Origin of the sequence: Brachybacterium phenoliresistens, assembly GCF_039530785.1 — a bacterium.
Classification (GTDB): domain Bacteria; phylum Actinomycetota; class Actinomycetes; order Actinomycetales; family Dermabacteraceae; genus Brachybacterium; species Brachybacterium phenoliresistens.
On sequence record NZ_BAAAOW010000001.1, the window covers coordinates 760,155 to 784,365 of the forward strand.

The 24,211-nt window shown below is 72.5% G+C and carries 21 protein-coding genes; 8 read left to right on the forward strand and 13 right to left on the reverse strand.

Annotated features, from left to right (window positions below; genetic code table 11):
- Positions 1-15: 15 nt before the first annotated feature.
- The gene (locus ABD234_RS03515; protein WP_038372932.1) at positions 16-663 is read right to left on the reverse strand and encodes a DUF2017 domain-containing protein; all 648 of its coding nucleotides are present in this window, start codon (positions 661-663) and stop codon (positions 16-18) included.
- On the reverse strand, positions 663-1,052 hold the full coding sequence (gene clpS / locus ABD234_RS03520) for an ATP-dependent Clp protease adapter ClpS (protein ID WP_084148513.1): 390 nt from the start codon (positions 1,050-1,052) through the stop codon (positions 663-665). The genes ABD234_RS03515 and clpS overlap by 1 nt, the downstream gene beginning before the upstream one ends.
- 112 nt (positions 1,053-1,164) lie before the next feature.
- On the opposite strand from clpS, the gene ABD234_RS03525 reads away from it, so the two are divergent.
- Positions 1,165-2,544, forward strand: a complete 1,380-nt coding sequence (locus ABD234_RS03525; RefSeq protein ID WP_344354068.1) for a nicotinate phosphoribosyltransferase — start codon at positions 1,165-1,167, stop codon at positions 2,542-2,544.
- A gap of 34 nt (positions 2,545-2,578) precedes the next feature.
- On the opposite strand, the gene ABD234_RS03530 is transcribed toward ABD234_RS03525, so the two are convergent.
- Both ABD234_RS03530 and ABD234_RS03535 read right to left on the reverse strand, forming a co-directional pair.
- A complete protein-coding gene (locus tag ABD234_RS03530) occupies positions 2,579-4,393 on the reverse strand; it encodes a DEAD/DEAH box helicase (protein ID WP_038372930.1) in 1,815 nt (604 codons plus the stop codon).
- A 166-nt stretch (positions 4,394-4,559) separates the two neighbouring features.
- Positions 4,560-4,940 carry a DUF3039 domain-containing protein gene (locus ABD234_RS03535; RefSeq protein WP_038372928.1) on the reverse strand — a complete coding sequence of 127 codons (381 nt, stop codon included), beginning with the start codon at positions 4,938-4,940 and terminating at the stop codon, positions 4,560-4,562.
- A 72-nt stretch (positions 4,941-5,012) separates the two neighbouring features.
- On the opposite strand from ABD234_RS03535, the gene ABD234_RS03540 reads away from it, so the two are divergent.
- Complete coding sequence (locus ABD234_RS03540; RefSeq protein WP_051486898.1) at positions 5,013-5,414, forward strand: VanZ family protein; 402 nt, start codon at positions 5,013-5,015, stop codon at positions 5,412-5,414.
- Here ABD234_RS03540 and ABD234_RS03545 read toward each other — a convergent pair.
- Positions 5,398-6,855, reverse strand: coding sequence for an NAD-dependent malic enzyme (locus ABD234_RS03545; protein ID WP_038372926.1), 1,458 nt, complete (start codon positions 6,853-6,855; stop codon positions 5,398-5,400). The genes ABD234_RS03540 and ABD234_RS03545 overlap by 17 nt on opposite strands.
- 76 nt (positions 6,856-6,931) lie before the next feature.
- Positions 6,932-10,816: an ATP-dependent RNA helicase HrpA gene (gene hrpA, locus ABD234_RS03550; RefSeq protein WP_038372924.1), complete on the reverse strand. Its 3,885-nt coding sequence runs from the start codon at positions 10,814-10,816 to the stop codon at positions 6,932-6,934.
- A 621-nt stretch (positions 10,817-11,437) separates the two neighbouring features.
- Between hrpA and ABD234_RS03555 the strand changes: the two genes are divergently transcribed.
- The 3 genes from ABD234_RS03555 to ABD234_RS03565 all read left to right on the forward strand — a co-directional run bounded on the left by ABD234_RS03555 (position 11,438) and on the right by ABD234_RS03565 (position 14,826).
- Complete coding sequence (locus tag ABD234_RS03555; RefSeq protein ID WP_156954138.1) at positions 11,438-12,343, forward strand: hypothetical protein; 906 nt, start codon at positions 11,438-11,440, stop codon at positions 12,341-12,343.
- A gap of 155 nt (positions 12,344-12,498) precedes the next feature.
- Entirely contained in the window at positions 12,499-13,563 is a 1,065-nt protein-coding gene (gene tdh / locus ABD234_RS03560; protein ID WP_038373008.1) for an L-threonine 3-dehydrogenase, read from the forward strand.
- Between the two features lie 42 nt (positions 13,564-13,605).
- Positions 13,606-14,826: a glycine C-acetyltransferase gene (locus tag ABD234_RS03565; protein WP_038372922.1), complete on the forward strand. Its 1,221-nt coding sequence runs from the start codon at positions 13,606-13,608 to the stop codon at positions 14,824-14,826.
- Positions 14,827-14,838: 12 nt separating this feature from the next.
- Here ABD234_RS03565 and ABD234_RS03570 read toward each other — a convergent pair whose 3' ends face one another.
- The 4 genes from ABD234_RS03570 to ABD234_RS03585 all read right to left on the reverse strand — a co-directional run bounded on the left by ABD234_RS03570 (position 14,839) and on the right by ABD234_RS03585 (position 19,753).
- The gene (locus tag ABD234_RS03570) at positions 14,839-15,804 is read right to left on the reverse strand and encodes a phosphotransferase (RefSeq protein ID WP_198025424.1); all 966 of its coding nucleotides are present in this window, start codon (positions 15,802-15,804) and stop codon (positions 14,839-14,841) included.
- Positions 15,805-15,892: 88 nt separating this feature from the next.
- Entirely contained in the window at positions 15,893-16,780 is an 888-nt protein-coding gene (locus ABD234_RS03575) for a prolipoprotein diacylglyceryl transferase (protein ID WP_038372921.1), read from the reverse strand.
- A gap of 287 nt (positions 16,781-17,067) precedes the next feature.
- Positions 17,068-18,402, reverse strand: a complete 1,335-nt coding sequence (locus ABD234_RS03580; protein ID WP_038372920.1) for an MFS transporter — start codon at positions 18,400-18,402, stop codon at positions 17,068-17,070.
- 145 nt (positions 18,403-18,547) lie between these two features.
- Complete coding sequence (locus tag ABD234_RS03585) at positions 18,548-19,753, reverse strand: Gfo/Idh/MocA family protein (protein WP_051486896.1); 1,206 nt, start codon at positions 19,751-19,753, stop codon at positions 18,548-18,550.
- 282 nt (positions 19,754-20,035) lie between these two features.
- Here ABD234_RS03585 and ABD234_RS03590 point away from each other — a divergent pair, with 282 nt between their 5' ends.
- From ABD234_RS03590 to ABD234_RS03600, 3 genes are read left to right on the forward strand one after another with little or no spacing between them, the layout of a single operon-like run.
- Positions 20,036-20,863 carry a sugar phosphate isomerase/epimerase family protein gene (locus ABD234_RS03590; RefSeq protein WP_038373003.1) on the forward strand — a complete coding sequence of 276 codons (828 nt, stop codon included), beginning with the start codon at positions 20,036-20,038 and terminating at the stop codon, positions 20,861-20,863.
- Between the two features lie 42 nt (positions 20,864-20,905).
- Positions 20,906-21,775, forward strand: a complete 870-nt coding sequence (locus ABD234_RS03595; protein ID WP_051486895.1) for a sugar phosphate isomerase/epimerase family protein — start codon at positions 20,906-20,908, stop codon at positions 21,773-21,775.
- A 42-nt stretch (positions 21,776-21,817) separates the two neighbouring features.
- Positions 21,818-22,750 (forward strand): aminoglycoside phosphotransferase family protein, encoded by a 933-nt coding sequence (locus ABD234_RS03600; RefSeq protein WP_051486894.1) that lies wholly within the window; start codon positions 21,818-21,820, stop codon positions 22,748-22,750.
- Between the two features lie 32 nt (positions 22,751-22,782).
- Here the strand turns inward: ABD234_RS03600 and ABD234_RS03605 are convergent, their stop codons facing one another.
- The 3 genes from ABD234_RS03605 to ABD234_RS03615 all read right to left on the reverse strand — a co-directional run bounded on the left by ABD234_RS03605 (position 22,783) and on the right by ABD234_RS03615 (position 24,041).
- Positions 22,783-22,992, reverse strand: coding sequence for a hypothetical protein (locus ABD234_RS03605; protein ID WP_038372918.1), 210 nt, complete (start codon positions 22,990-22,992; stop codon positions 22,783-22,785).
- Positions 22,993-23,127: 135 nt separating this feature from the next.
- Positions 23,128-23,334, reverse strand: a complete 207-nt coding sequence (locus ABD234_RS03610; protein WP_038372917.1) for a CsbD family protein — start codon at positions 23,332-23,334, stop codon at positions 23,128-23,130.
- Positions 23,335-23,447: 113 nt separating this feature from the next.
- Entirely contained in the window at positions 23,448-24,041 is a 594-nt protein-coding gene (locus ABD234_RS03615; protein WP_051486893.1) for a TetR/AcrR family transcriptional regulator, read from the reverse strand.
- Between the last annotated feature and the right edge of the window lie 170 nt (positions 24,042-24,211).

The following is a 24,211-nucleotide window of genomic DNA, read 5'->3' on the forward strand; positions in this document are numbered from 1 at the left end:
ACGCGCCGGGAGCGCTCAGAAGGGCTCGAGCACGCGGATCAGGCTCTCCTGCAGCCAGCTCAGCAGCTCGTAGATCGCGATCATGACGTCCCCGCCGGCGGTCTCGGAGGACTCGTCCTCGCCCTCGGCCGCCTCGGGGACCCGCTCGCCGATCTGCTGGAGCATGCGGACGGTCTCGAAGTCGCCGTCCCGCTCCACGCCGAGGCGGTCGGCGACGACCGTGCGCAGGGTGGTCAGGGCGCGCAGCCAGTGCATCGCCTCGTCCTCGGTGAGCGAGACCTCGGTGGTCCCCGGGCCGGTGCGGTCGATGCTCTCGCACAGCGCCGCGAGGTCCTCGAGCTTGATGGCCACGAGGTCCTGCTGCCCGAAGCGGCGGAACTCGGCGGCGAGGGCCTCGTCCGGGGAGGCCTCGGGGAACAGGCGGCGCACGGCCGGGTCGCCGGGCTCGCGGGCCTCGTGGGTCGCGAACTGCGCCTCGAGCCTCTCGAGGGGATCGTCCGATGCGGCGGCGCGGCGCACCGCCAGGGAGTCCTCCGTCACCGCGAGGTCGAGGCGGACGAGGTCGGAGACCTCCTGCGCGACCTGCACGATGACCGCCTTCTCCTCCCCCTCGAGACGGCAGGCGAAGCTGCCGTCCGCGCGGGGCCGGAACGCATGCGCCATCAGTCCTCGCCCTCCTGCTCCATGGTGGCGTGCAGACCGAAGGAGTGCATGGCCTGCACATCGGACTCGACCCGCTCGCGCGATCCCTGGGAGACGATCGCCCGGCCCTCGTGGTGGATGCGCCGCATGAGCACGTCGGCATGCTCGCGGGAGTACCCGAAGTAGCGCTGCAGCACGAACACGACGTAGCTCATGAGGTTGATCGGGTCGTTCCAGACCACCGTGCGCCAGGGGCGGGCGGTGCCGGCCTCCTCCCGCTCCTGGAGCCCGGTGGAGCGGGAGCGCTCGGGCGCGCCCTCGGTCTGCGCGAGGGACGGGGCGAAATCGGGCGAGGGGGCGTGCAGCAGCGAGGGGCCCTCGCTGCGCGGCGTCGTCCCGTGCTCCGACATGCTCAGCTCCGTCCTCCTGATCCGGCCGGTCGCCGGGATCGCATCGATTCTACGGTCGCGCGCGGCAGCGCGGGGAGACGGCGCGCGGCCCCGCACCCAGTACCGTTGACCCGTGACATCCTCACTGATGACGGATCTGTACGAGCTGACCATGCTGCGCGCCGCGCGCCAGGCCGGGATCGCCGATCGCCGCTGCGTGTTCGAGGTCTTCGTGCGGTCCCTGCCCGCGGGGCGGCGCTACGGAGTGCTCGCGGGCACCGGGCGCGTGCTCGAGGCGATCGCCGACTTCCGCTTCGACGCGGAGGACATCGCCTACCTGCGCTCCCTGGACGTGATGGACGAGGACACCCTCGCCTTCCTCGCGGACTACCGCTTCGGCGGGACGGTGCTCGGGTACGAGGAGGGCGAGCTGTTCTTCCCCACCTCTCCCGTGCTGCGGGTGGAGGGCACCTTCGCCGAGGCGGTGCTGCTGGAGACGGTGATCCTGTCGATCATCAACCACGACAGCTCGGTCGCCTCGGTCGGCTCGCGCATGGTCACGGCGGCCCGCGGGCGGCCCTGCATCGAGATGGGCGGTCGGCGCGTGCACGAGGAGGCGGCGGTCGCCGCCGCCCGCGCCGCGGCGATCGTCGGCTTCGCGGCCACGTCGAACCTCGCCGCCGGGCAGCGGTACGGCATCCCCGTCCGCGGCACGGCGGCGCATGCCTTCACCCTCCTGTTCGACCAGGAGCGCGAGGCCTTCACCGCGCAGATCACCGCGCAGGGGGCGGGCACGACCGTGCTCGTGGACACCTATGACGTCGCCGAGGCCGTCCGCACCGCCGTGGACATCGCCGGGCCCGAGCTCGGCGCGGTGCGCCTGGACTCCGGCGACCTCGCCGAGCAGTCCCGCGCGCTGCGGGCGCAGCTGGACTCCCTCGGCGCGACCGGCACGAAGATCACCGCCACCAGCGACCTGGACGAGTACCGCGTCGAGGCGCTGGCCGGGGTGCCGGTGGACTCCTTCGGCATCGGCACCCGCCTGGTCACCGGCGGCGGGCACCCCGCGCCGGGATTCGTCTACAAGCTCGTCGAGCGGGAGGGGGCCGATGGCCTCATGCACCCCGTCGGCAAGCGGTCGGAGAACAAGTCCACCCTGGGCGGGGCCAAGCGCGCCTTCCGCCTGGGCGCGGCCGGCACCGCGCGGGCCGAGCTGGTGCTCCCCTCGGCCGCGGAGATCTACGAGTTCGAACGCGAGCTCATGGACGAGCTGGACCGCCGCGAGGCGTCGCCGCTGTGGACGGAGGCCACCGTCCGCGAGCTGCAGGTGCCGCTCATCGTCGACGGCGAGCCCGTCGAGACGCCCACCCCCGCCGAGCAGGTCGCCCGGGCGCGGGCCCGCCACGAGGCATCGCTCGCGGAGCTGGGCCTGACCGCCGAGGACGGCCCGGACGGCCATCTCGCGATCCCCACCATCACCGACGGGCTCCTGGCCGCCGCCGTGCTGGACTGACTCCGGAGCGGGCGCCGATCGGGCGCGGCGGCGCTCAGGAGCGGCCGACGAACCAGCCGCGGACGGTGTCGATGCGGACCTGGATCTGCTCGGCGCTCGCCTGGGCGACCGCCGGCCCGCCCGAGCGGGTGCGCAGCGTGGCATGGATCTGGCCGTGCGGGATGCCCGATCTGCGCGACCAGGCCCCCACCAGCGAGGACAGCTCCTTGCGCAGCTCCATGAGCCGGCGGTGGTCGACCACCGCCGGAGCCTCCTGGGCCGCGGGGGCGGGGCCGCCGCCGCGGCGGGCCTGCTGATCCGCCTGGCGCTGCTGGAGGACGGTGCGCATCTGCTCGGCGTCCAGCAGGCCCGGGATGCCCAGGAACTCCTGCTCGTCCTCGCTGCCGACCACTCCCCCGGCGCCGTACTCGCCGCCGTCGAAGAGGACGCGGTCGAAGGAGGCCTCCGACTCGAGCGCCTCGAAGGAGAAGGCCAGCTGGTCCTCGCTGGCGCGCTCCTCCCGGTTGGCCGCCTCCAGGAGCTGGTCGTCCAGCCCCGTCTCCTCGCTTCCGGTGTCGGGGCGCAGGTCCAGCACGTGGTCGCGCTGGGCCTCCATCTCCGCCGCCAGGGCCATCAGCACGGGGACGCTGGGCAGGAACACGCTCGCCGTCTCGCCGCGGGTCCGGGAGCGCACGAAGCGCCCCACGGCCTGCGCGAAGAACATGGGCGTCGCGGTGGAGGTGGCGTAGACGCCCACGGCCAGGCGCGGCACGTCCACCCCCTCGGACACCATGCGCACGGCGACCATCCAGCGGTCCTCGCTCTGGGAGAACTCCTCGATGCGCCGGCCGGCGCCGGCGTCGTCGGACAGGACCACGGTGGCGGGCCGGCCCGTGAGCTCCTGGAGCGTCGCCGCGTAGGCGCGCGCGGCCTTCTGATCGGTCGCGATGACCAGACCGCCGGCATCGGGGACGTGGCGGCGCACCTCCGACAGGCGCCGGTCCGCGGCGGCGAGCACCGCCTGGATCCACTCGCCCTCCGGGTCCAGGGCGGTGCGCCAGGCCTGCTGGGTGATGTCCTTCGTCTCCAGCGCGCCGAGCTGGGCGGAGACCTCGTCGCCCGTCTTGGTGCGCCAGTGCATGCGCCCCGAGTAGGTCATGAACAGCACCGGGCGCACGACGTGGTCGCGCAGCGCCTCGCTGTAGCCGTAGGTGTAGTCCGCCTTCGAGCGGAGGAATCCCTCGCCGTCCTCCTCGTAGGTGACGAAGGGGATCTGCGAGTCGTCGGAGCGGAACGGCGTACCGGTCAGCGCCAGCCGGCGCCGCGCCGGCTCGAAGGCCTCCCGCACGCCGTCGCCCCAGGTGAGGGCGTCGCCGGCGTGGTGGATCTCGTCGAGGATGACGAGGGTGGGCTCCGCCTCGGTGCGGGCGCGGTGCAGGCCCGGGTTCATGCCGACCTGGGCGTAGGTGATCGCCACGCCCTGGTAGCCGGCGCCGTGGCGGCCCTGGGCGTTGGAGAAGTTCGGGTCCAGCGAGATGCCGACGCGGGCGGCGGAATCGGCCCACTGCGACTTGAGATGCTCCGTGGGGGCGACCACCGTGACGCGGCGGACGATGCCCTCGGAGAGCAGGCCCGCGGCGATCTGCAGCGCGAAGGTCGTCTTGCCGGCGCCGGGCGTCGCGACCGCGAGGAAGTCGCGCGGGTCGGTGCGCTGGTAGAGGTCCATGGCCTCGGCCTGCCAGGCGCGCAGCTTGGTCGCGGTGCCCCAGGGGGCGCGGCGCGGGTATGCGGGAGGGAGGGACTGCGCGGCCGCCGGCGAGGGGCGGCGCGGGTCCTGATGGGCGGAGGCGAGAGTCGGCTGGTTGTTCACGGCGTGCCCCACAGTACCGCCGCCCCCGGACCTCCGGAGGACCGGCATGCCCGGGATCGCGGGGCGGGAACTGTGAGGATTCTGGCGCGCTCGCGGCCGACGGGCAGGGCGCCCACCGGCCGCGCGTGCGGACGCGCCGGAGACCTCGGCGGCAGGGCCGCGCGGGTCAGCGGCGCCCGCCGAACAGACCGCGGAACCCGCCGCGGCCGGAACCGCCGGAGCCGCTGCCGGAGCCGCCGCCCTCGCCGTCGTTCGGCTCGCGGATGCCGTCGTAGATCTCCTTGCACTGCGGGCAGACGGGGTACTTCTTGGGGTCGCGCCCGGGGACCCACACCTTGCCGCACAGGGCGATCACCGGCGTGCCGTCCAGGGCCGCCTGGGTGATGCGGTCCTTGCGCACGTAGTGGGCGAACCGGTCGTGGTCGCCGTCGTCGGTGGTCGCCTCCTTCTCGGCGACCTGCCGGTCCAGCACGGCGGTCGAGCCGGGGGCGGCCCCGGGGTCGGCGCGGTAGGGGTCGAGACGGTCGGGATCGGAGGTCGACGCCATCGCAGGCTCCTCGCTGTCGCGGTCGGGACGGATGGACCGAGCCTAGCGCCTCGACCTCCGTACCATCAGGGCATGCGCCCGCAGCCCACGCCCGCCCGACTGGCCGTCCTCGCCCTCGCCCTGGTGGCGAACATCGGCTTCTACCTGCCGCGCGTCCCGGACCTCCCCGGCGGCGGCGATGCCCTGCCGGGGACCGACAAGCTCGTGCACATCGGGGTGTTCGCGCTGACGGTGTGGGCGGCCGGCCGCGTGCTCGCGCCGCGGCGCCGCTTCCCGATGGGCTGGGTGGTGGTGGCCGCCCTCGGCCATGCCGTGCTCATCGAGGTCGTGCAGGCGCTGCTCGCTCCTCTGCGCAGCGGCGATCCCGACGACGTGATGGCCGATGTCGTCGGGATCGCGCTGGGCGTGCTGCTGTGGTGGCTCGAGCGCCGGGCCGCGGCCCGGCGCCCGGCGGCGATCAGCCCTCGAGGGTGATCTCGTCGGCGTAGACCGCCTTCATGGTGCCGGTGATCGTGTCCACCGTGCCGGCCTCCTCGCGGGCCACCTGCTCGACGGCGGTGGCGACCGCCTTCGTCACGCCCTCGTGGAAGACGCTGGGGACGATGTACGTCGGGTTCAGCTCGTCGGGGTGGACCACGTCGGCCAGCGCCTCGGCGGCGGCCAGCAGCATGCGGTCGCTGACGTCGGTCGCATGCGCGTCCAGCAGGCCGCGGAAGACGCCGGGGAAGGCGAGCACGTTGTTGATCTGGTTGGCGAAGTCGCTGCGGCCGGTCGCCACCACCTCGGCGTGCTTGGACGCCTCGATCGGGTCGATCTCCGGGGTCGGGTTCGCCATCGCGAAGACGACCGACCGCTCGGCCATGGTGGCGACGTCCTCCGCGGTGAGGATGTTGCCGGCGCTGACGCCGATGAACACATCGGCCCCCGCGATCGCGTCCTGCAGCGTGCCGGTGAGGCCGCGGCGGTTGGTGACCTCCGCGATCCACGGCAGGCGGCCGTCGAGCTGCTCGCGGTCCTCGTGGACGATCCCGTGGATGTCGGTGACGACGACGTCGCGCGCCCCGGCGGCCCGCAGCAGGCGCAGGATCGCGGTGCCTGCGGCGCCCGCCCCCGAGAGCACGATGCGCGCCGACTCGATGTCCTTGGACACCACGCGCAGGGCGTTGCGCAGCGCGGCCACCACCACGATCGCGGTGCCGTGCTGGTCGTCGTGGAACACGGGGATGTCCAGCTCGGAGCGCAGACGGTCCTCGATCTCGAAGCAGCGCGGCGCGGAGATGTCCTCGAGGTTGATCCCGGCGAACACGGGGGCGATCGCCTTCACGTGGGCGACGATCTCGTCCACCGTGTGCGCGTCCAGGCAGATGGGGAAGGCGTCGATGCCCGCGAAGCGCTTGAACAGCGCGGCCTTGCCCTCCATCACGGGCATCGCGGCCAGCGGGCCCAGATCCCCCAGGCCCAGGATCGCGGAGCCGTCGGTGACGACCGCGACCGTGTTGCGCTTGATGGTCAGGCGCCGGGCGTCCTCCGGGTGCTCGGCGATGGCCTTGACCACGCGCGCCACGCCGGGGGTGTAGACCATCGAGAGGTCGTCGCGGTGGCGGATCGGGACCTTCGACTCGACGGTGAGCTTGCCGCCGAGGTGGGCGAGGAAGGTGCGGTCGGAGACCTTGCCCAGCTCGACCCCGTCGAGCTCCTTGAGGGAGTCCACGACCTCCATGGCATGGTCGTGGCCGGCGGTGAGGACGGTGATGTCCGCCCGCATGCGCTCGGGCCCCGAGGCGGAGACGTCCAGCGCGGTGACCGAGGCGCCGTGCTCCTCGATCCTTCCGGTGATGTCGCTGACCGCGGCCGAGCGGGCGGCGAACTCGAGGCGAATGGTGATGGAGTAGCTCACAGATGGCGTCGGTGACATGTCCCGATGGTAGCGGCCCGGCGGGCCGTCCCGGACCCCGACGGCGCACCGGATGCCGACCCGTCGGAGCGCGCCGTCAGAGCGCGGCGATCGCCTTGCGGATCCGGGTGTCGGAGACGGTCCGGCGCGTGCCCAGGGTCTGCGCGAACAGGCTCACCCGCAGCTCCTCGAGAAGCCAGGGGATCTCCCGGGCGTCGGGCTCGGCCCGGCGCGCCGGGGACAGCTTCTCGCGGGTGCGGGCCCACAGCTGCTCGAGGTCGGCGACCTGCCAGGCGAGCTGCTCGTCGCGGCGCGGGTTGTCCTGCATCTTCTCCAGCCGGATCTCGTCGGCCCGCAGGTAGCGCTCCAGGTCCCCGATCCGCTCGGTGCCGGTGCGGGAGATGAACCCGTCCCCCAGCAGCGCCTCGGCATGGGCGCGGATCTGGGTGAGGCGGTCCAGCAGGGCGAGGGAGGACACCCGGGAGACGGACCGCTGCAGCCGCGCGTTGGCCGCGAGCGCCGCGGCCGCGCGGCGCACCGTCTCCGCGGCGAGGTCGGTGTGCTCGGCGCGGATCCGGGCGAGCGCCGCGTCGAAGGCGGCGCGGTCGCGGATCGGCTCCTGGCCCAGCAGGGCGTCGACGGCCGCGCGGGAGGCATCGGCCAGCAGCGCCGGGGTCGAGGGGTAGGGCGAGGACGCCACGGCGAGCTTCGTCGGGTTGGGCAGGGCGCCCAGCACCTCCCCGAGGTCCGGGTGCAGCTCCCGGTCGATGAGTGCGATCACGCCGTCGCGATGCTTCAGCGCCTGCTCCTCGGCGCTCGCGAGGACCTGCAGGTCCACGCGGTCCACGCGGCCGTCCGCGCCGCGCCGGGCCACCAGCGCCGGATAGCCGGTCACCGTCATCCCGCCCACGCTCGAGCGGTGCACCGCCGGGACGCCGTCGGCCGGGAAGGCGTCCAGCGCCGTGCGGGCGAGGTCGTCGCCCGCCTGGGAGACGGAGGTGCGCACACGCTGGGCGAGGCGCTTCTTCAGGGCGGCGAGGTCATCGCCGGTGCCGATCTCCTTGCCGCGGGAGTCCACCACGCGGAAGTGCATGCGCAGGTGCGCGGGCAGGCGGGACAGGTCGAACTCCCTGCCGTACAGGGGCAGGTCCTGCGGCACGCCCGGCAGGGCGACCAGCTCGTCGGCGACCGCCTCGACGAAGGGCTCCCCCGCATCGGGGTCGTCCTCGTGCAGGGTGGCGGCGACCGCCTTGGCGCGCTCGGGCGCGGGCACCAGGTGGCGGCGGATCGCCTTGGGCAGGGAGCGGATCAGCTCGGTGACCAGCTCCTCGCGCATCCCCGGGACCAGCCAGTCGAAGCCGCGCTCCTCGACGCGGTTGAGCACCGCGAGCGGGATCGTCGCGGTGACGCCGTCGCTGCCCTGCGCCCCGACCTCCCCGAAGGAGTAGCGCAGCGGCAGGGTCAGGTCGCCCTGCACCCAGGTGTCGGGGAAGTCCCGGGCCACGCCGGCGAGATCCGCATCCGGGTCCAGCAGGTCCTGCTCGGTGAGGGTCAGCAGGTCCGGGGTCTCGTGGCGCTGCTTCTTCCACCACGCGTCGAAGTGGCGGCCCGAGAGCACCGTGGCGGGGATCCGGGCGTCGTAGAAGCGGAACAGCTGCTCGTCGCTGATCAGCAGGTCGCGGCGGCGGGTCTTGGCCTCGAGCTCCTCGAGCCGGGCGATCAGCGCCCGGTTGTCGCGGAAGAAATGGTGCCGGGTCGTCCAGTCGCCCTCGACCAGGGCGTTCTGGATGAAGATGTCCCGGGAGAGCTCCGGATCGACCTTCCCGTAGCTGGTCACGCGGTCCGCGACGATCTGCACGCCGTAGAGGGTGACCTTCTCGTGGGCCATGGCGCTGGCACGCTTCGAGGACCAGTGCGGGGCGGAGTACGAGCGGCGCACCACATGCGCGCCGATCTCCTCGACCCATTCGGCGTCGATCTTCGCGGCGGTGCGCCCCCACAGCCGGCTGGTCTCCACCAGCTCGGAGACCATCACCAGGTCGGGACGCTTCTTGGCGAGCGCAGAGCCGGGCCACAGCGCGAACCGGGCTCCGCGGGCGCCGTCGTACTCGCGATGGCGCTCCTGGTAGAGGCCGATGTGGCTGAGCAGCCCCGCCAGCAGCGACTGATGGATCGCCAGGGAGCTCGCATCGTTCGAGCTGGTGTGCAGCTCGGCGTCCTTGGCCATCTCCCGCAGCTGCTGGTGCAGGTCCCACCATTCGCGGATCCGCAGGTAGTGCAGGTGATCGGCACGGACCTCGCGGCGGAAGGCGGAGCCGGACAGCTCCCGGCGGCGCTCCTCGAGATGGTTCCAGAGGTTGAGGTAGGACAGGAAGTCGCTGGTCTCGTCCTCGAAGCGCTTGTGCTTCTCGCGGGCCTGCTGCTCCTGGCCCAGCGGCCGCTCGCGCGGGTCCTGGATCGACAGCCCGGCGACGATGATGAGCACCTCGCGCAGCGCGCCGAGGCGGTCCGCCTCGATGAGCATGCGCGCCAGGCGCGGGTCCAGCGGGAAGCGGGCGAGGCGGCGGCCGATGTCGGTCAGGCGGCGCCCGCCGGGGGCCTCGGGCGCCGGCTCGATGGCGCGCAGCTCCTCGAGCAGGCGCACGCCGTCGGTGACGGCCCGCGAGGCCGGCGGCTCGACGAAGGGGAAGGATTCCACGTCCCCCAGGCCGAGGCTGGTCATGAGCAGCACGACGGAGGCCAGGGAGGTGCGCAGGATCTCCGGCTCGGTGTACTCGGGGCGGGTCTCGAAGTCCTCCTGCGAGTACAGGCGGATCGCCACGCCGGGGGCGGTGCGGCCCGATCGGCCCGAGCGCTGGTTGGCGCTGGCCTGCGAGATCGGCTCGATGGGAAGACGCTGGACCTTGGTGCGCTGGGAGTAGCGCGAGATGCGTGCGAGCCCGGAGTCGACGACGTAGGTGATGCCGGGGACGGTCAGCGACGTCTCGGCGACGTTGGTCGCCAGCACGATGCGGCGGGAGGTGCCCTGCGCGCGCGGGGTGAAGATCCGCTGCTGGTCGGCGGCGGAGAGCCGCCCGAACAGGGGCAGGACCTCCATCGGCAGCCGTCCGCGGCCGCTGCGCCCCGGCCGGGTCAGATGGGCCTGGAGGGTCTCCTGGATCTCCCGGATCTCCCGCTCGCCCGGGAGGAACACGAGGATGTCGCCGGGCCCCTCGGCCACCAGCTCGTCCACCGCGTCCGTGATCGCCTGGCCGAGGTCGCGCTCGACGGAGTGGACGTCCTCGAGCTCGTCGTCGTCCTCCAGCTCGGGCTCGAGCACCAGCGGCCGGTACCGGATCTCGACGGGATAGGTCCGCCCGGAGACCTCGACGATCGGGGCGGGACGGGTCTCCCCCGAGGGACGTCGCTCGGCGAAGTGCTCGGCGAACCGCTCCGGGTCGATGGTCGCGGAGGTGACGATGATCTTCAGGTCGGGACGCTCGGGCAGGATCTGCCGCAGGTAGCCGAGGATCACGTCGATGGTGAGCGAGCGCTCGTGGGCCTCGTCGATGATGATCGCGTCGTACCGCTTCAGCAGGCGGTCATGGGCGATCTCCGCCATGAGGATGCCGTCGGTCATGAGCTTCAGGCGGGCGCCGCGGGCGACCTCGCGGGTGAAGCGGACCTGGTACCCGACCGTGCCCTCGCCGAGCTTCTCCCCCAGCTCCGAGGCGATGCGCTGCGCCACCGAGCGGGCGGCGATGCGACGGGGCTGGGTGTGGCCGATGAGCTTCCCGCGCGTGCCGTAGCCCAGCTCGAGCAGCATCTTCGGGATCTGGGTCGTCTTGCCCGAGCCCGTGGCGCCGGCGATCACGACGACCTGGTGCTCGCGGATCGCCGCCTGGATGTCGTCCCTGCGCTGGGAGACCGGGAGGTCCGCCGGATAGGTGATCACGGGGGCGTCGACCCCCGGGGTCGTCGGGGTGGCGGGGCGCTCGGTCATGGTGCACCACTCTAGATCCCCGGCGCAGAGCCGCGCCTCCCGATATCCGGGCGCCGCCCGCGCGATGCGCAGACCGGAGCCCGAGGTGCGGGAACCTCGCACCCGAATGGTGGGCTCCGGCGACGCGGGAGATCTGTTCCGGGGAATTGGAACGACAACCTGCTGGGAGATGGCGGTCCTGCGAGCCAGCGAGGGATTCTCGGCGCCGCGAGCCTTCCTGGGGATGTCGGTGTCGAGAGCCTGGGGATGGCTGATCGATCACACCCCTCAAAACTGCGGGATGAGGGATGAAATCGATCAGTGATCCGAAGCGCGCAGGAACCCATCGCCTCGGCCAGCAGGCCCCGGCACGGTCCCGCTGGAGGCACAAGCTGGACGCCGGCGGGTGGACCGGCCGACCGCGAGAGGGGCACGCGACGAACCTGGTCGTGGACAGCACCGATGGCGAGCTCCCGACCTGCGCGATGTGGATGGTCCGCGGGAGCGTGGGGAGGGGCGTGGTCTGCTGGGGGCATGGCCAGGCCCCCAGCCCCGCTCCCTCCTCAGCTGATAGCCGCGGCATTCACGACCCGTCAGGCGCTGCGCCTCGGGGTGACTGCGAAGCGGCTGCAGAGTTCTGCGGTGGAGTCCATCGGTCGCGGACTGCATCGGGTCCGCGGTGAGACGACCGGCGAGGTCGATATCGCGATCGCGCTGCAGGCGGATCTGCCCGATGCCGTCGTTGCCGGGCTGTCCGCGGCGCGCCTGCACCGCATGCCGCTGCCCCCGGGGCTCGGACTGGACTCGTGGACCATCGAGACTCCGCTGGAGATGTGCATCCCCATGCTGGGGGCGCCGCTCCGGCGTCAGGGAATTCGTGCACGGCGCAGCGATGTTCCCCCGCAGCATCGGACCGAGGTCGATGGCGTGGTGGCGACCTCACCCGAGCGCACCTTCCTGGACCTCGCCTCGGTCCTCGATCTGGACGCACTCGTCGTGATCGGGGACTTTCTGGTGCGGCGGGCACCGGCCCGCCGGGAAGGGGCGCGGAGGACGATGCGCGACCTCGGAGCCATCCTCCAGGCCACGGGGCCCCGGCCGGGCTCCGTGGCCGCCGGCGAGGCGCTCTCCCACGTACGGATCGGTGCCGGCTCCACGGAACAGACGCTGCTGCGGCTGGCGCTCGAGCGAGCCCGACTGCCGGAGCCCGCCCTGAACATGACGATCCACGGAGCGGACGGGACGGCGCTCGCCGCTCGCCACCTGCGGTGGGACCGGTACGCCGTGGCCGCGCAGCACGTGCCGACCGAGGCGGAGGAGGAGACGCCCCATCAGCACCAGCAGCGGCTGCGCGGCTCCGATGCGCTGCGCCGGAACGGATGGGTCGAGCTGATGATCTGCGATGCGGACCTCGAGGTCCGCTGCCGTCGGGCGGTCCGGCGGATCGACGAGGCGCTGCGGGAGAACGGATGGGACGGGCGTCGGACGCTGTGGCCCGCCGGCCGCATCGACGCCCGTCGAGGCGCCCAGCCCGCTGCGTGGAGGTGACGGGCGGGGGCTGCACTGCGCAGCTGTGCGCAGCCAGTAAGCTCGGGTCGTCACTGGAGACACCACCCCTGGAGATGAGCCCGCCCATGTCGAGAACCGACGGCGCGCACGCCCTCACGACGCCCAGCACCCCGGGCGCCGCGACGGGACGCACCATGATCGCCCTCCGCAAGACCGGCCCCGGGCCGGGACTCGAGCTCGCCGAGGTCCCCCTGCCCGGCTGCGGGCCCTTCGACGTCACGGTGCGGGTGATGCGCACCGGGATCTGCGGGACGGACCTGCACATCCTTGCCTGGGACGCCTCCGCCCGGGCGATGTGCGACACCGTGCCCTTCACCCCCGGCCACGAGTTCTACGGCGAGGTCGTGGAGGTCGGCGCGGACGTCCACGACGTGCGCATCGGCGACCGCGTCTCCGGCGAGGGGCATGTCGTCTGCGGCACCTGCCGCAACTGCCGTGCCGGCCGCAAGCAGATGTGCATCCGGGTGCGTTCGGTCGGGGTCCAGCGCGACGGCGCCTTCGCCCAGTACGTGACGATCCCCCATTTCAACGTGTGGGTCCATGAGCACGACGGCGGCGAGGAGGTGATCGTGCCGGAGCTGGGCGCGGTCTTCGACCCCCTCGGCAATGCCGTGCACACGGCCCTGAAGTTCCCGCTCGTGGGCGAGGACGTGCTGATCACCGGCGCGGGGCCGATCGGCCAGATGGCCGTGGCTGTCGCGCGCCACGCCGGTGCCCGCTACATCACCGTCACCGATGTCGCCGCCCACCGCCTGGAGATGGCGCGCCGTGCCGGGGCGGACGTCATCGTGGACGTCTCGCGCACCCGTGTGCGCCATGCCCAGGAGGAGCTGGGCATGCGCGAGGGCTTCGACGTGGGGATGGAGATCTCCGGACAGGCGGCGGCCCTCCAGGAGATGATCGAGAACATGAACCACGGCGGGAGGATCGCCCTGCTGGGGCTGCCCTCGCGGCAGTTCGAGATCGACTGGACCGCCGTGGTCACCCGCATGCTCACCCTGCAGGGCATCTACGGCCGCGAGATGTTCGAGACCTGGAACGTCATGTCCGCGATGCTCACCACCTCCCGTCCCCTGCGCGAGACGATCCTCGCGACCGTGACCGACGTCCTGCCCGCGCAGGACTGGGAGCGCGGCTACGAGATCGCGCGCTCCGGCGCGGCCGGCAAGGTCGTGCTGGACTGGACCACCCTGGACTGACCGCCCCCGCCAAGACCCCGCCCCGGACCCGAGGAGACCCCCATGGCATACACCGCAATGAAGGACCAGCTGCGCCTCGAGCTCGACGAGATCCGCGAAGCCGGCACGTACAAGCACGAGCGGGCGATCCTCACCCCGCAGTCGGCGCACGTGGCCACCGCAGGCCCCGGCGGTGGGACCGCCCGGGTGCTGAACTTCTGCGCCAACAACTACCTGGGCCTGGCCGATCATCCCGCGATCATCGCCGCCGCCAAGGACGCCCTGTACGAGCGGGGGTTCGGGATGGCCTCGGTGCGGTTCATCTGCGGCACCCAGGACCTGCACCTCCAGCTGGAGCGCGCCGTGAGCCGCTTCCTCGGCACGGAGGGGACGATCCTGTTCTCCTCCTGCTTCGACGCGAACGGCGGGGTGTTCGAGTCGCTGTTCGGCGCGCAGGACGCGATCATCTCCGACGAGCTGAACCACGCCTCGCTGATCGACGGGATCCGCCTGTCCAAGGCGGCGCGGCTGCGCTACCGCAACGCCGACCTCGACGATCTGCGCGCCCGGCTCGAGCAGACCCGGGAGCTGAACGACGGCGCCGGGGCCCGGCGCACGATCATCGTCACCGACGGCGTGTTCTCCATGGACGGGTACCTCGCCCCGCTGCCGGGGATCTGCGACCTCGCCGACGAGTTCGGGGCGCTGGTGCTGGTGGACGACTCCCATGCGGTGGGCTTCCTGGGCGAGCACGGCGCCGGCACCCCCGAGCACTTCGGCGTCTCGGACCGGGTGGACCTGTACACGGGCACCTTCGGCAAGGCGCTCGGCGGGGCCAGCGGCGGCTACGTCTCCGGGCGCGGCGAGATCATCGAGCTGCTGCGCCAGCGGGCCCGCCCCTACCTGTTCTCCAACTCGCTGGCCCCGTCGATCGTGGCGGCGACGCTGAAGGCCCTCGAGCTGGTGGCGGGCAGCCGCGAGCTGCGGGCCCGCCTGATGCGCAACGCCGCGCAGTTCCGCACCCGCATGGCCGAGGAGGGCTTCGAGCTGCTGCCCGGGGAGCACGCCATCGTCCCGGTCATGTTCGGCGATGCCCGCCGGGCCGCCCAGATGGCCGATGCGATGCTCGCCCAGGGCGTCTACGTGACCGCCTTCTCCTACCCGGTGGTGCCGAAGGACAGGGCACGCATCCGCGTCCAGCTCTCCGCCGCGCACAGCGAGGACGATGTCGAGACCGCGGTGCAGGCCTTCGTCACCGCCCGCACCGCGATCGGGAAGTGCTGAGGCCGTCGGACCTCAGACGGACCAGGCGAGCAGCAGGTTCCGCGCGCACTGCGCGAGCGGTGCCTGCGCGTCCGCCTCCCCGCGCAGCGCGTGGGCGAGGATCATGACGGCGAAGCGCACGGCCCAGGCGCGCGAGCGCGCCTCGAGGGCGGCGACGTCCGCGAGCACCGCGGCGCTGCCGGCGCGCCCGCCCCGCACCGCGTCGAGGTAGGCGGCCAGTCCGTCGCCGCCGGGATCCAGCAGGAACAGCTGGGCGAGGTCGCTCGCGGGGTCTCCGGCGCTCGTGTCCCCCCAGTCGATCATCCCCAGCCGGCCGTCCCGGAGCATCACCAGGTTCGCCGGATGCGGGTCGCCGTGCAGGAGGAGGTCCGGCCCGCGCCAGGGGGCGGCGTCGAGACCGCGGCGCAGGATCTCCTCGACCCGGGCGAGCTGCTCCGCCCCGAGGCCCTCGGGCTGCGGCCGCTCGCGCAGGGCGGCGAGGTCGGACTCGGTGCGGCCCGGCCGGGAGGCCAGCGGCACCCCGCGATACGGGCTGCGCGGGTGCTCGGCCGGAGCGGGCCGATGCAGCTGCGCGAGCGCGCCCGCCAGGAGCCGCGCCGGCCGGGATGCCTCCCCCGCGTCCCGGCGCTGCAGCACATCGGCGACGACCTCCCCCTCCAGCCAGGTCATGAGCGAGGCCGGCCCCGCGGGCTCGTCCTCGCCGAGGACGGCGAGGAGCTGCGGGGTCGCGAACTCCGCGCACGGGACCATCGTGCGCAGCGCGGCGATCTCCTGCTGCAGCGCCCAGCGGCCGAGCTCCCGGTAGGGGCGACGCAGCACGACCCGGGTGCCGTCGTCCAGGGTGCCGACGTGCCACATGTCGTTGTCCCAGCCGCGTCCCAGCAGCACGGGCTCCGCGACGCGGCGCATGCCGGGCAGCTGAGGGATGCTCGAGGGATCCGGCGGCGCGTCGGAGGGAGCGGGAGCGGCATCAGGCATCGGCCCACCGTACCGCGGCGCCCCCGAGCAGGGATCAGGCAGCAGGGTCACGGAGCCCGGCGGCCGCGCCCGGGTCCGCACGGGCCGGTCAGGCGCCGGCGGCGGTGGCCTCCTCGGTGGGGGTCGGGGTCTCGCTCGGCGTCTCGGACTCCGCGACGGCGGGCTTCGAGGCGTCGGACTTCGGGGCATCGGAGGGCTCCTCGACCGGCGGGGCGGGCTCGCGCGCGGCCTTCGCCGTGTCCGCGGGCTTCTCGGCCTCGGTCTCCTCGGGCGCCGGGGCCTCGTCCTTCGCCGGGTCCTCCTCGGTCACGGGAGGCTTCTCCTCCGCAGGAGGCTGCTCCTCGGGGGCCGGCTCCTCCTCGGCCGGCGGCTCCTCCTCGACGGTCGCGGTCTCCTCCGGGGCGTCCTCGACGAGCGCGGCCTCCTCCTCGGGGAGGGCCTCCTCGGTCCGGGCCGCGGTCTTCGCGGCGTCCTCGCCCTTGCACGGCGGCAGGCCGCCGATGGAGATCGACCCGGAGACGGGCTGCTCGGCTCCGCCGCCGACCTTGCGGACCTCGAAGGTGAACACGGCGCTTCCGTTGGAGCTGTTGGTGCTCTCGTTGGAGATGAACGTGGCCGCGGTGCTGCCGTGGGCCGAGAGCGAGGTCCAGGCCGTCGGGAAGCTGTAGGGGAAGGTGATGTTCGATCCCGAGTTGGGGTCGACGTACAGCGAGGTCACCCTCCACTCGATGTCGTAGTCGCGGTTGTTCTCGATGTTGAAGATCAGCTTGTACGAGAAGGCGTTCGGCGTGCTCTGCCCGGGGTACTTGCACGAGTCCCCGTCCAGCGAGACGTCGATCGGCGGCGTCGGGGAGGTCGCGACCGCCGGCGCGGCGATGGACACGACGGCCACGGGGGTCGCCCAGGCGACGCCCTTCATGAGCGACCTGCGGGTGGTGGTGGATGCGGAATCGAGGGTGGCGATGTGTCGAGCCATGGGAATCTCTCCGTCCTGAGGGCCGGACCGAGCCACCCGATCGTCAAGGCGCCCCTGCCCGCGCACCGGTTCTCCCGAGCGGTGGTCTGCCGCCCGTCCCGGCGTGCCGACATCATAGATCGACACGTGTCCAGAACACGACAGTTGTCTAGAACTTGCCGAGATCGATGCATCCGCGCAGGTCGGAGGGCTGCCGACGATGCCTCATCGGCGCCGGACGCAGCAGAAGGGCCCGACCGGAGGTCCGGTCGGGCCCTTCTGGGCAGGTGCGGCGAGGCGCCGAGACGTCAGATGGCGCCGTCCAGCAGCGCCGCGGTGCGGGCGTCCTGCTTCGCCCGGTCGCGCGGGTAGGTCCGGTAGAAGCCGAACCAGAGCAGCGCGTTGAGCAGATAGGGGACGGTCATGAACCACAGGAACGTCCCGCCCAGGCCGATCGCATCGGCGATGCTGCCTGCGAGCATCGAGAAGATCGCGGCGATGCCGCCCTGGATGAACGAGAACAGCAGGGCGAACGCCGTCGCTCCCAGCTGCAGCGGGACGACGGTCGAGATCATCGGCAGGACGCAGCCGGAGAAGCCGATCGAGAACACCAGGCCGAGCACGAAGGAGGCGGGGTACACGAACCCGCGGCCGTCGAAGGGCAGCTGGGTCACCAGCGCCACGGTGATCGCGAAGGAGACCAGATAGATCTGCATGAGCATCACCCTCCCCTTCGCCCCGAAGCGGCGGTCGAACAGATCGCCCAGGAAGCCGCCGAGGAAGCTCGAGAGCATCACGCCGATCGAGTTGATCGCCATGATCACCGTCGACTCCGGGACCGAGTACCCTCGCTCGTCCACCAGGAAGGTCGAGTAGAACGGCAGCACCGCGACCGAGGTGACGAAGGGGATCATCGCCACCATCAGCGCGATCGTGGGGATGCGGAACAGCTTCATCGCATCGGCGACCCGGAACGCCCCGGAGGCGGAATCCCGGGAGATCCTCGAGGCCGTCCCGCCCACGCTCGGCACCCACAGCAGGATCATGATCCCCGAGAGGATCGAGACGGCGCCCATCGCCCACATCGCGTAGCGCCAGCCCTCGGGATTCGCGCCGAACAGGCCGATGGCCGGTCCCATCACGATGCCGACCCCGCCTCCGATCCCCCGCACGAGGCCATAGGCCTTTCCACGCTCGGATCTCGCGAAGATGTCCGGCAGGAGGCCGTTGAGGATCGGCTCCGAGGCGACGGTCCCGATCGCGGAGATGGCGAACAGCGCCACCAGCACCGGATAGTTCGGCGCGAACCCCGCCGCGACGGTGAACAGGCCCCACACCCCGGTGACCAGGAACAGGATCGGCTTGCGGCCGAAGCGGTCCGCCATCATCGCCCAGAAGGGGCCGAAGATCATCCGCGAGAAGCGCGGGATCGAGGTGAGCAGGCCGAGGGCGCCGTAGTCCAGGCCGAAGGCGGTGCGGATGAGCGGGAAGAAGGTGTTGATGAGCCCGGACTCGGAATTGTCCACGGCCTGGGAGAAGCCGAGGGCGGCGACGGTCCGCCCTCGTCCGCGGGGCGGGGCGGCGTCCCCGGCGGAGGGCGGGCCCGCTGCGGGGCCGGGGCTGGATTCGAGGGTCGTCGACATGGGGTGCCTCCTTGCTGTCGAGGGCTGCCGCGCGGGCGCGGCAGGGCATGACGACAGGGGCGTCGCGCCGCGCGGGGCGGCGGCGCACGCCTGTCGTCAGGTCGAGGAAGGGGCGGGGACGGCGTCCGTCCCCGCCCGGAGATCCTCAGCTCTGGGTGGGGTACACGCCTTCGGCCTCGATGCGCTTGTTGAGCTCGGCGAGGTACTCGCTCTCATCGAAGTCGATCGGCACCTCGCGGCCGGTCCAGGCCGAGAGGTGGATGGCGTTGGCCAGGCGCACGCCGTGGATGCCGTCGGTGCCGGGGGCCAGCAGCTCCGCCTCGCCGAGCACGGTCAGGGCGAAGTTCTCCAGCACGCCGGAGTGCTGGGCGCCCCAGGCGGAGGTGTCCTCGATGACCTCGGTGCTCACCACGCCCTCCAGGCCTGCGGAGTTGCCGCTCATGAGCTGGCGGGCGCTCTCGGGGGTGGATTCGTCGGAGATCTGCTTCTCCGGGCGGGCATAGCGCTTGACGGTCGCCTTCTTGGACCCCTCGACGACGATCTTGCCCTGGGTGCCGAGGATCTCGAGGCGGTCGGTGCCATCGAGGTCGTGGGTGCAGGTGGTGAAGGTGCCGGTGCGGCCGTCGCCGTAGTCCACCAGCGCGGTCACCTCGTCCTCCACGGCGATGTCGCGGCGGAAGCCGAAGCCCGCCTTGGCGAACACCTTCTGCGGCACGCCGCAGATCCACTGCCACAGGTCCAGCTGGTGGGGCGCCTGGTTGACGAGCACGCCGCCGCCCTCGCCGCCCCAGGTGGCGCGCCACGCGGACTGCTCGTAGTAGCCCTGAGGACGCCACCAGGTGGTGATGATCCAGTTCGAGCGGAGGATCTCGCCGATCTCCCCGCCGTCGACGATCGCCTTGATCTGCTGGTACAGCGGGTTGTTGCGCTGGTTGAACATGATCGCGAAGGGGACCTCGGGGTGCGCCTCGGCGACCGCGTTCATGCGCTTGACCTGGGTGGTGTGCACGGCGGCGGGCTTCTCCACGAGGGTGGCGACGCCGGCCTCGATCGCCGCGATGGCGACCTCGGGGTGCTGGTAGTGCGGGATCGTGGTGACGACCGCGTCGACCAGGCCGGAGGCCAGCAGCTCCTGGTGGGTGGAGAAGGTCGCCGCCCCGGGGTGCTTCTCCGCGGCGGCGGCGAGCTGGGCAGGGTCGGTGTCGGCGATGGCCGTCAGGGTCATGTGCGGGACCATGCCCTCGGCGATGAAGCGGGCGTAGCTCGACCCCTGGGTTCCTGCGCCGATGATGCCGAGGCGGACGGTGCGCTCGGCGGCGGGGGTCTCGGCGGGCTGGGACGTCGTCGTCATGGTGTGCCTTTCGTTCGCGTCCTCGCGGGGCCCGGCGCGCGGCGCAGCGGCCCGGAGGTGGGGGGTCCTCTCCGATGGTGGTGGTCGGGACGAGCGGCGGGCGGGAGTTGCCACGGGTTGCCAGCTCTCCGACGCGGGCAACCGACGGCAACCGCAGAGGTCAGCGGAACCCGCTCGATACTGTTCGGGACGACCCCGGGCACAGCGGCCCGCTCCCGGGCGCCGGTGGACCCGGCGCCGGCGGCCCGCGGCCCGTCCCTGTGACAGGAAGGCATGCAGCCGATGTGGACCCTCTCCGGATTCTCCGACGAGATCTCCTCCGACCTCGCCGAGCAGGTGCAGGTGGTGCGGGAGCTGGGCATGGACTGGATCGAGTTCCGTTCCGCCTGGGACACGAACGTCCTGGACCTCGATGAGCAGCAGCTGGCCGAGGCGAAGCGGATCCTCGACGAGGCGGGCGTCCGGGTCTCCTCCATCGGCTCCCCGATCGGGAAGATCAAGATCACCGACGACTTCGCCCCGCACCTGGAGCGCATGCGCCACGCGGCCGACGTCGCCGCGCACTTCGGTGCCGAGTACATCCGCATCTTCTCCTTCTTCCTCCCCGAGGGCGAGGATCCGGCGACGCATCGCGACGAGGTGCTGCGGCGCATGCGCGCCCTCGCCGACGTCGCCGAGGAGCGCGGGGTGACGCTGCTGCACGAGAACGAGAAGCACATCTACGGCGACACCCCGGCGCGCTGCGCGGACATCCTCGTCTCCGTCGGCTCGCCGCGCCTGCGGGCGGCCTGGGACGCCGCGAACTTCGTGCAGGTCGGCGTGCGCCCCGTGACCGAGGGCTACGAGCTGCTGCGCCCGCACCTGGAGTACGTGCAGATCAAGGACGCCCGGCTGGAGGACGGCGAGGTCGTCACCTCCGGCAAGGGCGACGGGGAGGTCCGCGAGTTCCTCACCGCGATCCGCGACGACGGCTTCGACGGGTTCTTCTCCCTCGAGCCGCACCTCTCCCTGGCCTACGCCACCGGCGGCTTCTCCGGACCGGATCTGTTCCGGGAGGCGCACGGAGCCTTCACCGGGCTGCTGGACGAGCTCGGCATCCAGTACCGCTGACCCGCCCCACCGACAGACCCCACCGAGAGACAGGACCATCCCATGGCTCGCATCGGCATCCAGCTGATGATGCTCAAGGACCACATCGCCGAGCGGGGCGTCGCCGACGTCCTGGCGCAGGTCAAGGACACCGGCTTCACCGTCGTGGAGGTCTCCCAGATCCCCATGACCGACGAGAACGTCGCCGCGATGGCGGCGGCCCGCGAGGACCTCGGCATCGAGTACGCCGCGATCTCCGCGAAGACCTCCGTCCCCGAGGGCAGCGGCGAGCTGTCGCTGGCGGCGGACTTCGACACGCACGTGGAGCATGCCCGCGCGCTCGGCACCGGCTTCGCGCGCATCGGCATGATGCCGATGGACGCCCTGCGCTCCCCCGCCGCCCTGGACGAGTTCTGCGTCGAGGCCAACGGCTACGCGAAGCGCCTGGCCGATGAGGGCATCAGCCTCAGCTACCACAACCACCACGTGGAGTTCGCGAAGATCGAGGGCCGCCGGATCCTCGACATCATCCGCGAGAAGGCACCGGACCTGCGTTTCGAGATCGACTGCCACTGGGTGGCGCGCGGCGGCCTGGACCCCCAGCGCACCCTGGCCGAGTTCGACGGCGTGCTCGACCTGGTCCACCTCAAGGACTTCCGCATCGCCCTGCCCGGACCGGACTTCTTCGAGCGCCTGGACTCCGGGGACCGCTCCGCCTTCGGCGACTACTGGTCGCGGGACATCGTCCAGTTCGCGGAGGTCGGCCAGGGCAACCTGGACTGGAGGCCCGTGATCGAGCAGGGCATCGCCTCCGGCGCCCAGCACCTGCTCATCGAGCAGGACCAGACCTACGGCCGGGACATCTTCGAGTCCCTGGCCATGAGCCGTGCACACCTGGTCGAGCTCGGCTTCGAGGACCTCATCACCGGATGACCGCCACGGCGGCCGGGACCCGGCCGGGACGCTGAGGTCCGCATGACCGGCTCCCCGGACATCCCCGCGGCCGTCCGGCACCGCCTGGTCAGCCAGGACCGGGCGGCCGCGGCATGGCTGGACGGGCTGCCGTCCCGGATCGGAGCGGTCCTGGAGCGGTGGGATCTGCGGGTCGCGGGGCCGCCGTCGTTCGGCGGCACCAGCGTCGTGCTGCCGGTGCGGTCCGGGGGCACGGGCTCCGCGGCGCTCAAGCTGGTCTCCCCGCTGGGCGATGCCGTGCAGGAGGCCCGTGCGCTCGAGGTCCTCGCCGGGCACGGGACCGTGCGCCGGGAACGGCACAGCCCCGAGGACCAGGCGCTCCTGCTCGAGCTGCTGCCCGGTCCGACCCTCGCGGACCTCGCCGACGAGCGGGAGGCGGTGGCGGCCGCCGGAGCGGTGGCCGCGAGGATCGCCGCCGTGCCCGCACCGCCGGATGCACCGCAGCTGGCGGCATCGGCCCCGGCCTGGCGCGAGGCCTTCGCCCGGCAGCACCGGCGCGCGATCCGCGAGGGCCGCGCGCTGCCGGCCGACGTCGTGCAGGCCGCCGATGCGACGATCGGGGACCTCGCCGGCGCGGCGGCGCCGGGTATGACGCACGGGGACCTGAGCTTCGCGAACGTCCTCCGCCGCGACGACGGGGCCTGGGTGGCGATCGACCCGCTGTACCGGAGCGGGCCGGCGGAGCACGAGGCGCACACCGTCCTGCGCAGCGTGACGCGGCCGCCCCTGTCCGAGGGGCTCTCCCGCGCGCGCGGGATGCGCCGGATGCGGGAGCTGCTCGGGATCTTCTGCGAGGCCGCCTCGCTCGACCCGCAGCGGGCGTGGAGGATCTCCCAGGCCCGCTTCGCGGCATCGGCCTTCTGGGAGGCCGAGCACGGCGGGGACGCTGCGGACATCGCGTGGCTGCGGGAGATGGCCGCCGAGATCGAGCTCTGAGCCGCGGCGGCGGAGACCTCCCCCGGGGGCGGTCAGTCGCCGCAGAGCGCGTGCCGCCCCGCGACGACGGCGGCGACCAGGCCTGCGAAACCGAAGCTCGCCAGCAGCGAGGGGACGAACCAGCCCCAGGTCAGGGCCGCGACCACGGCTCCGGCGAAGAAGAGCGCACTCAGGAGGACCAGGACCCGCGGCAGCGCCCCATCGGGCCGCCCGGCTGTGCTCATGTCGTCGTTCTCGTCCATCCTCCGAGAGTAGGACGGGGGCGATGGAGGAGGTGGCGAGGGGGCGTGGACGATGCGCGGGGTTCTGGTGAAGACCCCGTCAGCGCGACGCGCCCGCCTCCCCGGAGGGAGACGGGCGCGCCGGACGGGGAGAGCTCAGTCCTCGCCCTCGCGCTGGAGACCGCGCAGGGCTCCCCGGGCCGTGTCCTTCGCGTCCTCGATCTTCTGCTTGACCTCGGCCCCGGCCTGCTGGACCTTCCCCTCGGCCTCGACCTCCTTGTCGCCCGTGAGCTTGCCCAGCCCTTCCTTGGCCTGGCCTCCGAGCTTCTCTGCGCTGTTCTCGAACTTGTCATCGGTGCTCATGGGAGCCTCCTCGATGTCGTGACGGACTGCGGAGCGCCGAGTCTAGGACCCGTCCCCGGGAGCGCGTCCAGCCTCCGGACAGGATCCGTCCCGCGCATCCGGCGCCGAGGGGGTCAGCGGGCGAGGACCCGCTCGAGGACCCCGCGTGCCTCCTCGACGCGGGAGGCCATGCTCTCCCCCCGCCGGGCCGCGGAGGCCTCGGAGGTCGCGAACCGCATCATGCCGCCCATGAGACAGGTGATCAGCGCGGATTCGCTCTCCCGGGCGGCGTCGTCGCCCGCCGGGTCGGCGTGGGCGATGCGCTGGGAGATGATCTCCCGCAGCTCGGCCTCGAGCGTGCTGACCCGTTCGATCTGGCGCGCCAGCAGATGCGGATGCCCGGCGATGATCCGCATCCTCTCGTCCATGCGCGGCGGGGCGGCGTCGCCCTCGGGAACCGGGATCAGCAGCAGGGCGTCCAGCAGCAGGGGCCCGTCGGCGAGGACGAAGGCCCGGGCGGCCCGCTCGTCGATGCTGGGCATCTCCCGCCCCAGGATCGCGTCGTCCTTGGTCGGGAAGTGGTTGAAGAAGGTGCGCTGGCTGATCCCCACCTGCTCGCAGATCCGATCGACCGTCACGGTCTCGTAGCCGTGGGCGAGGGCCAGGTCCAGCGCCGCCTCCTCGATCGCCGCGGTGGTCGCGGCCGCCCTCGTGCCTGTCTGCGCCATGGTCCCTGCCTCTCGATCCGACCCGCCCACCGTACTCGGGACGCCGGCCCGCGGCCTGCGGGGGACGGTGAGGTCCGGCACATCGGCCGCGGATCCCAGCAACCTTTCATGCAGTGACTGCACACTGCCTTGCAGTTACTGCATATTGCGGAGTCCCGGGACCCCGCACC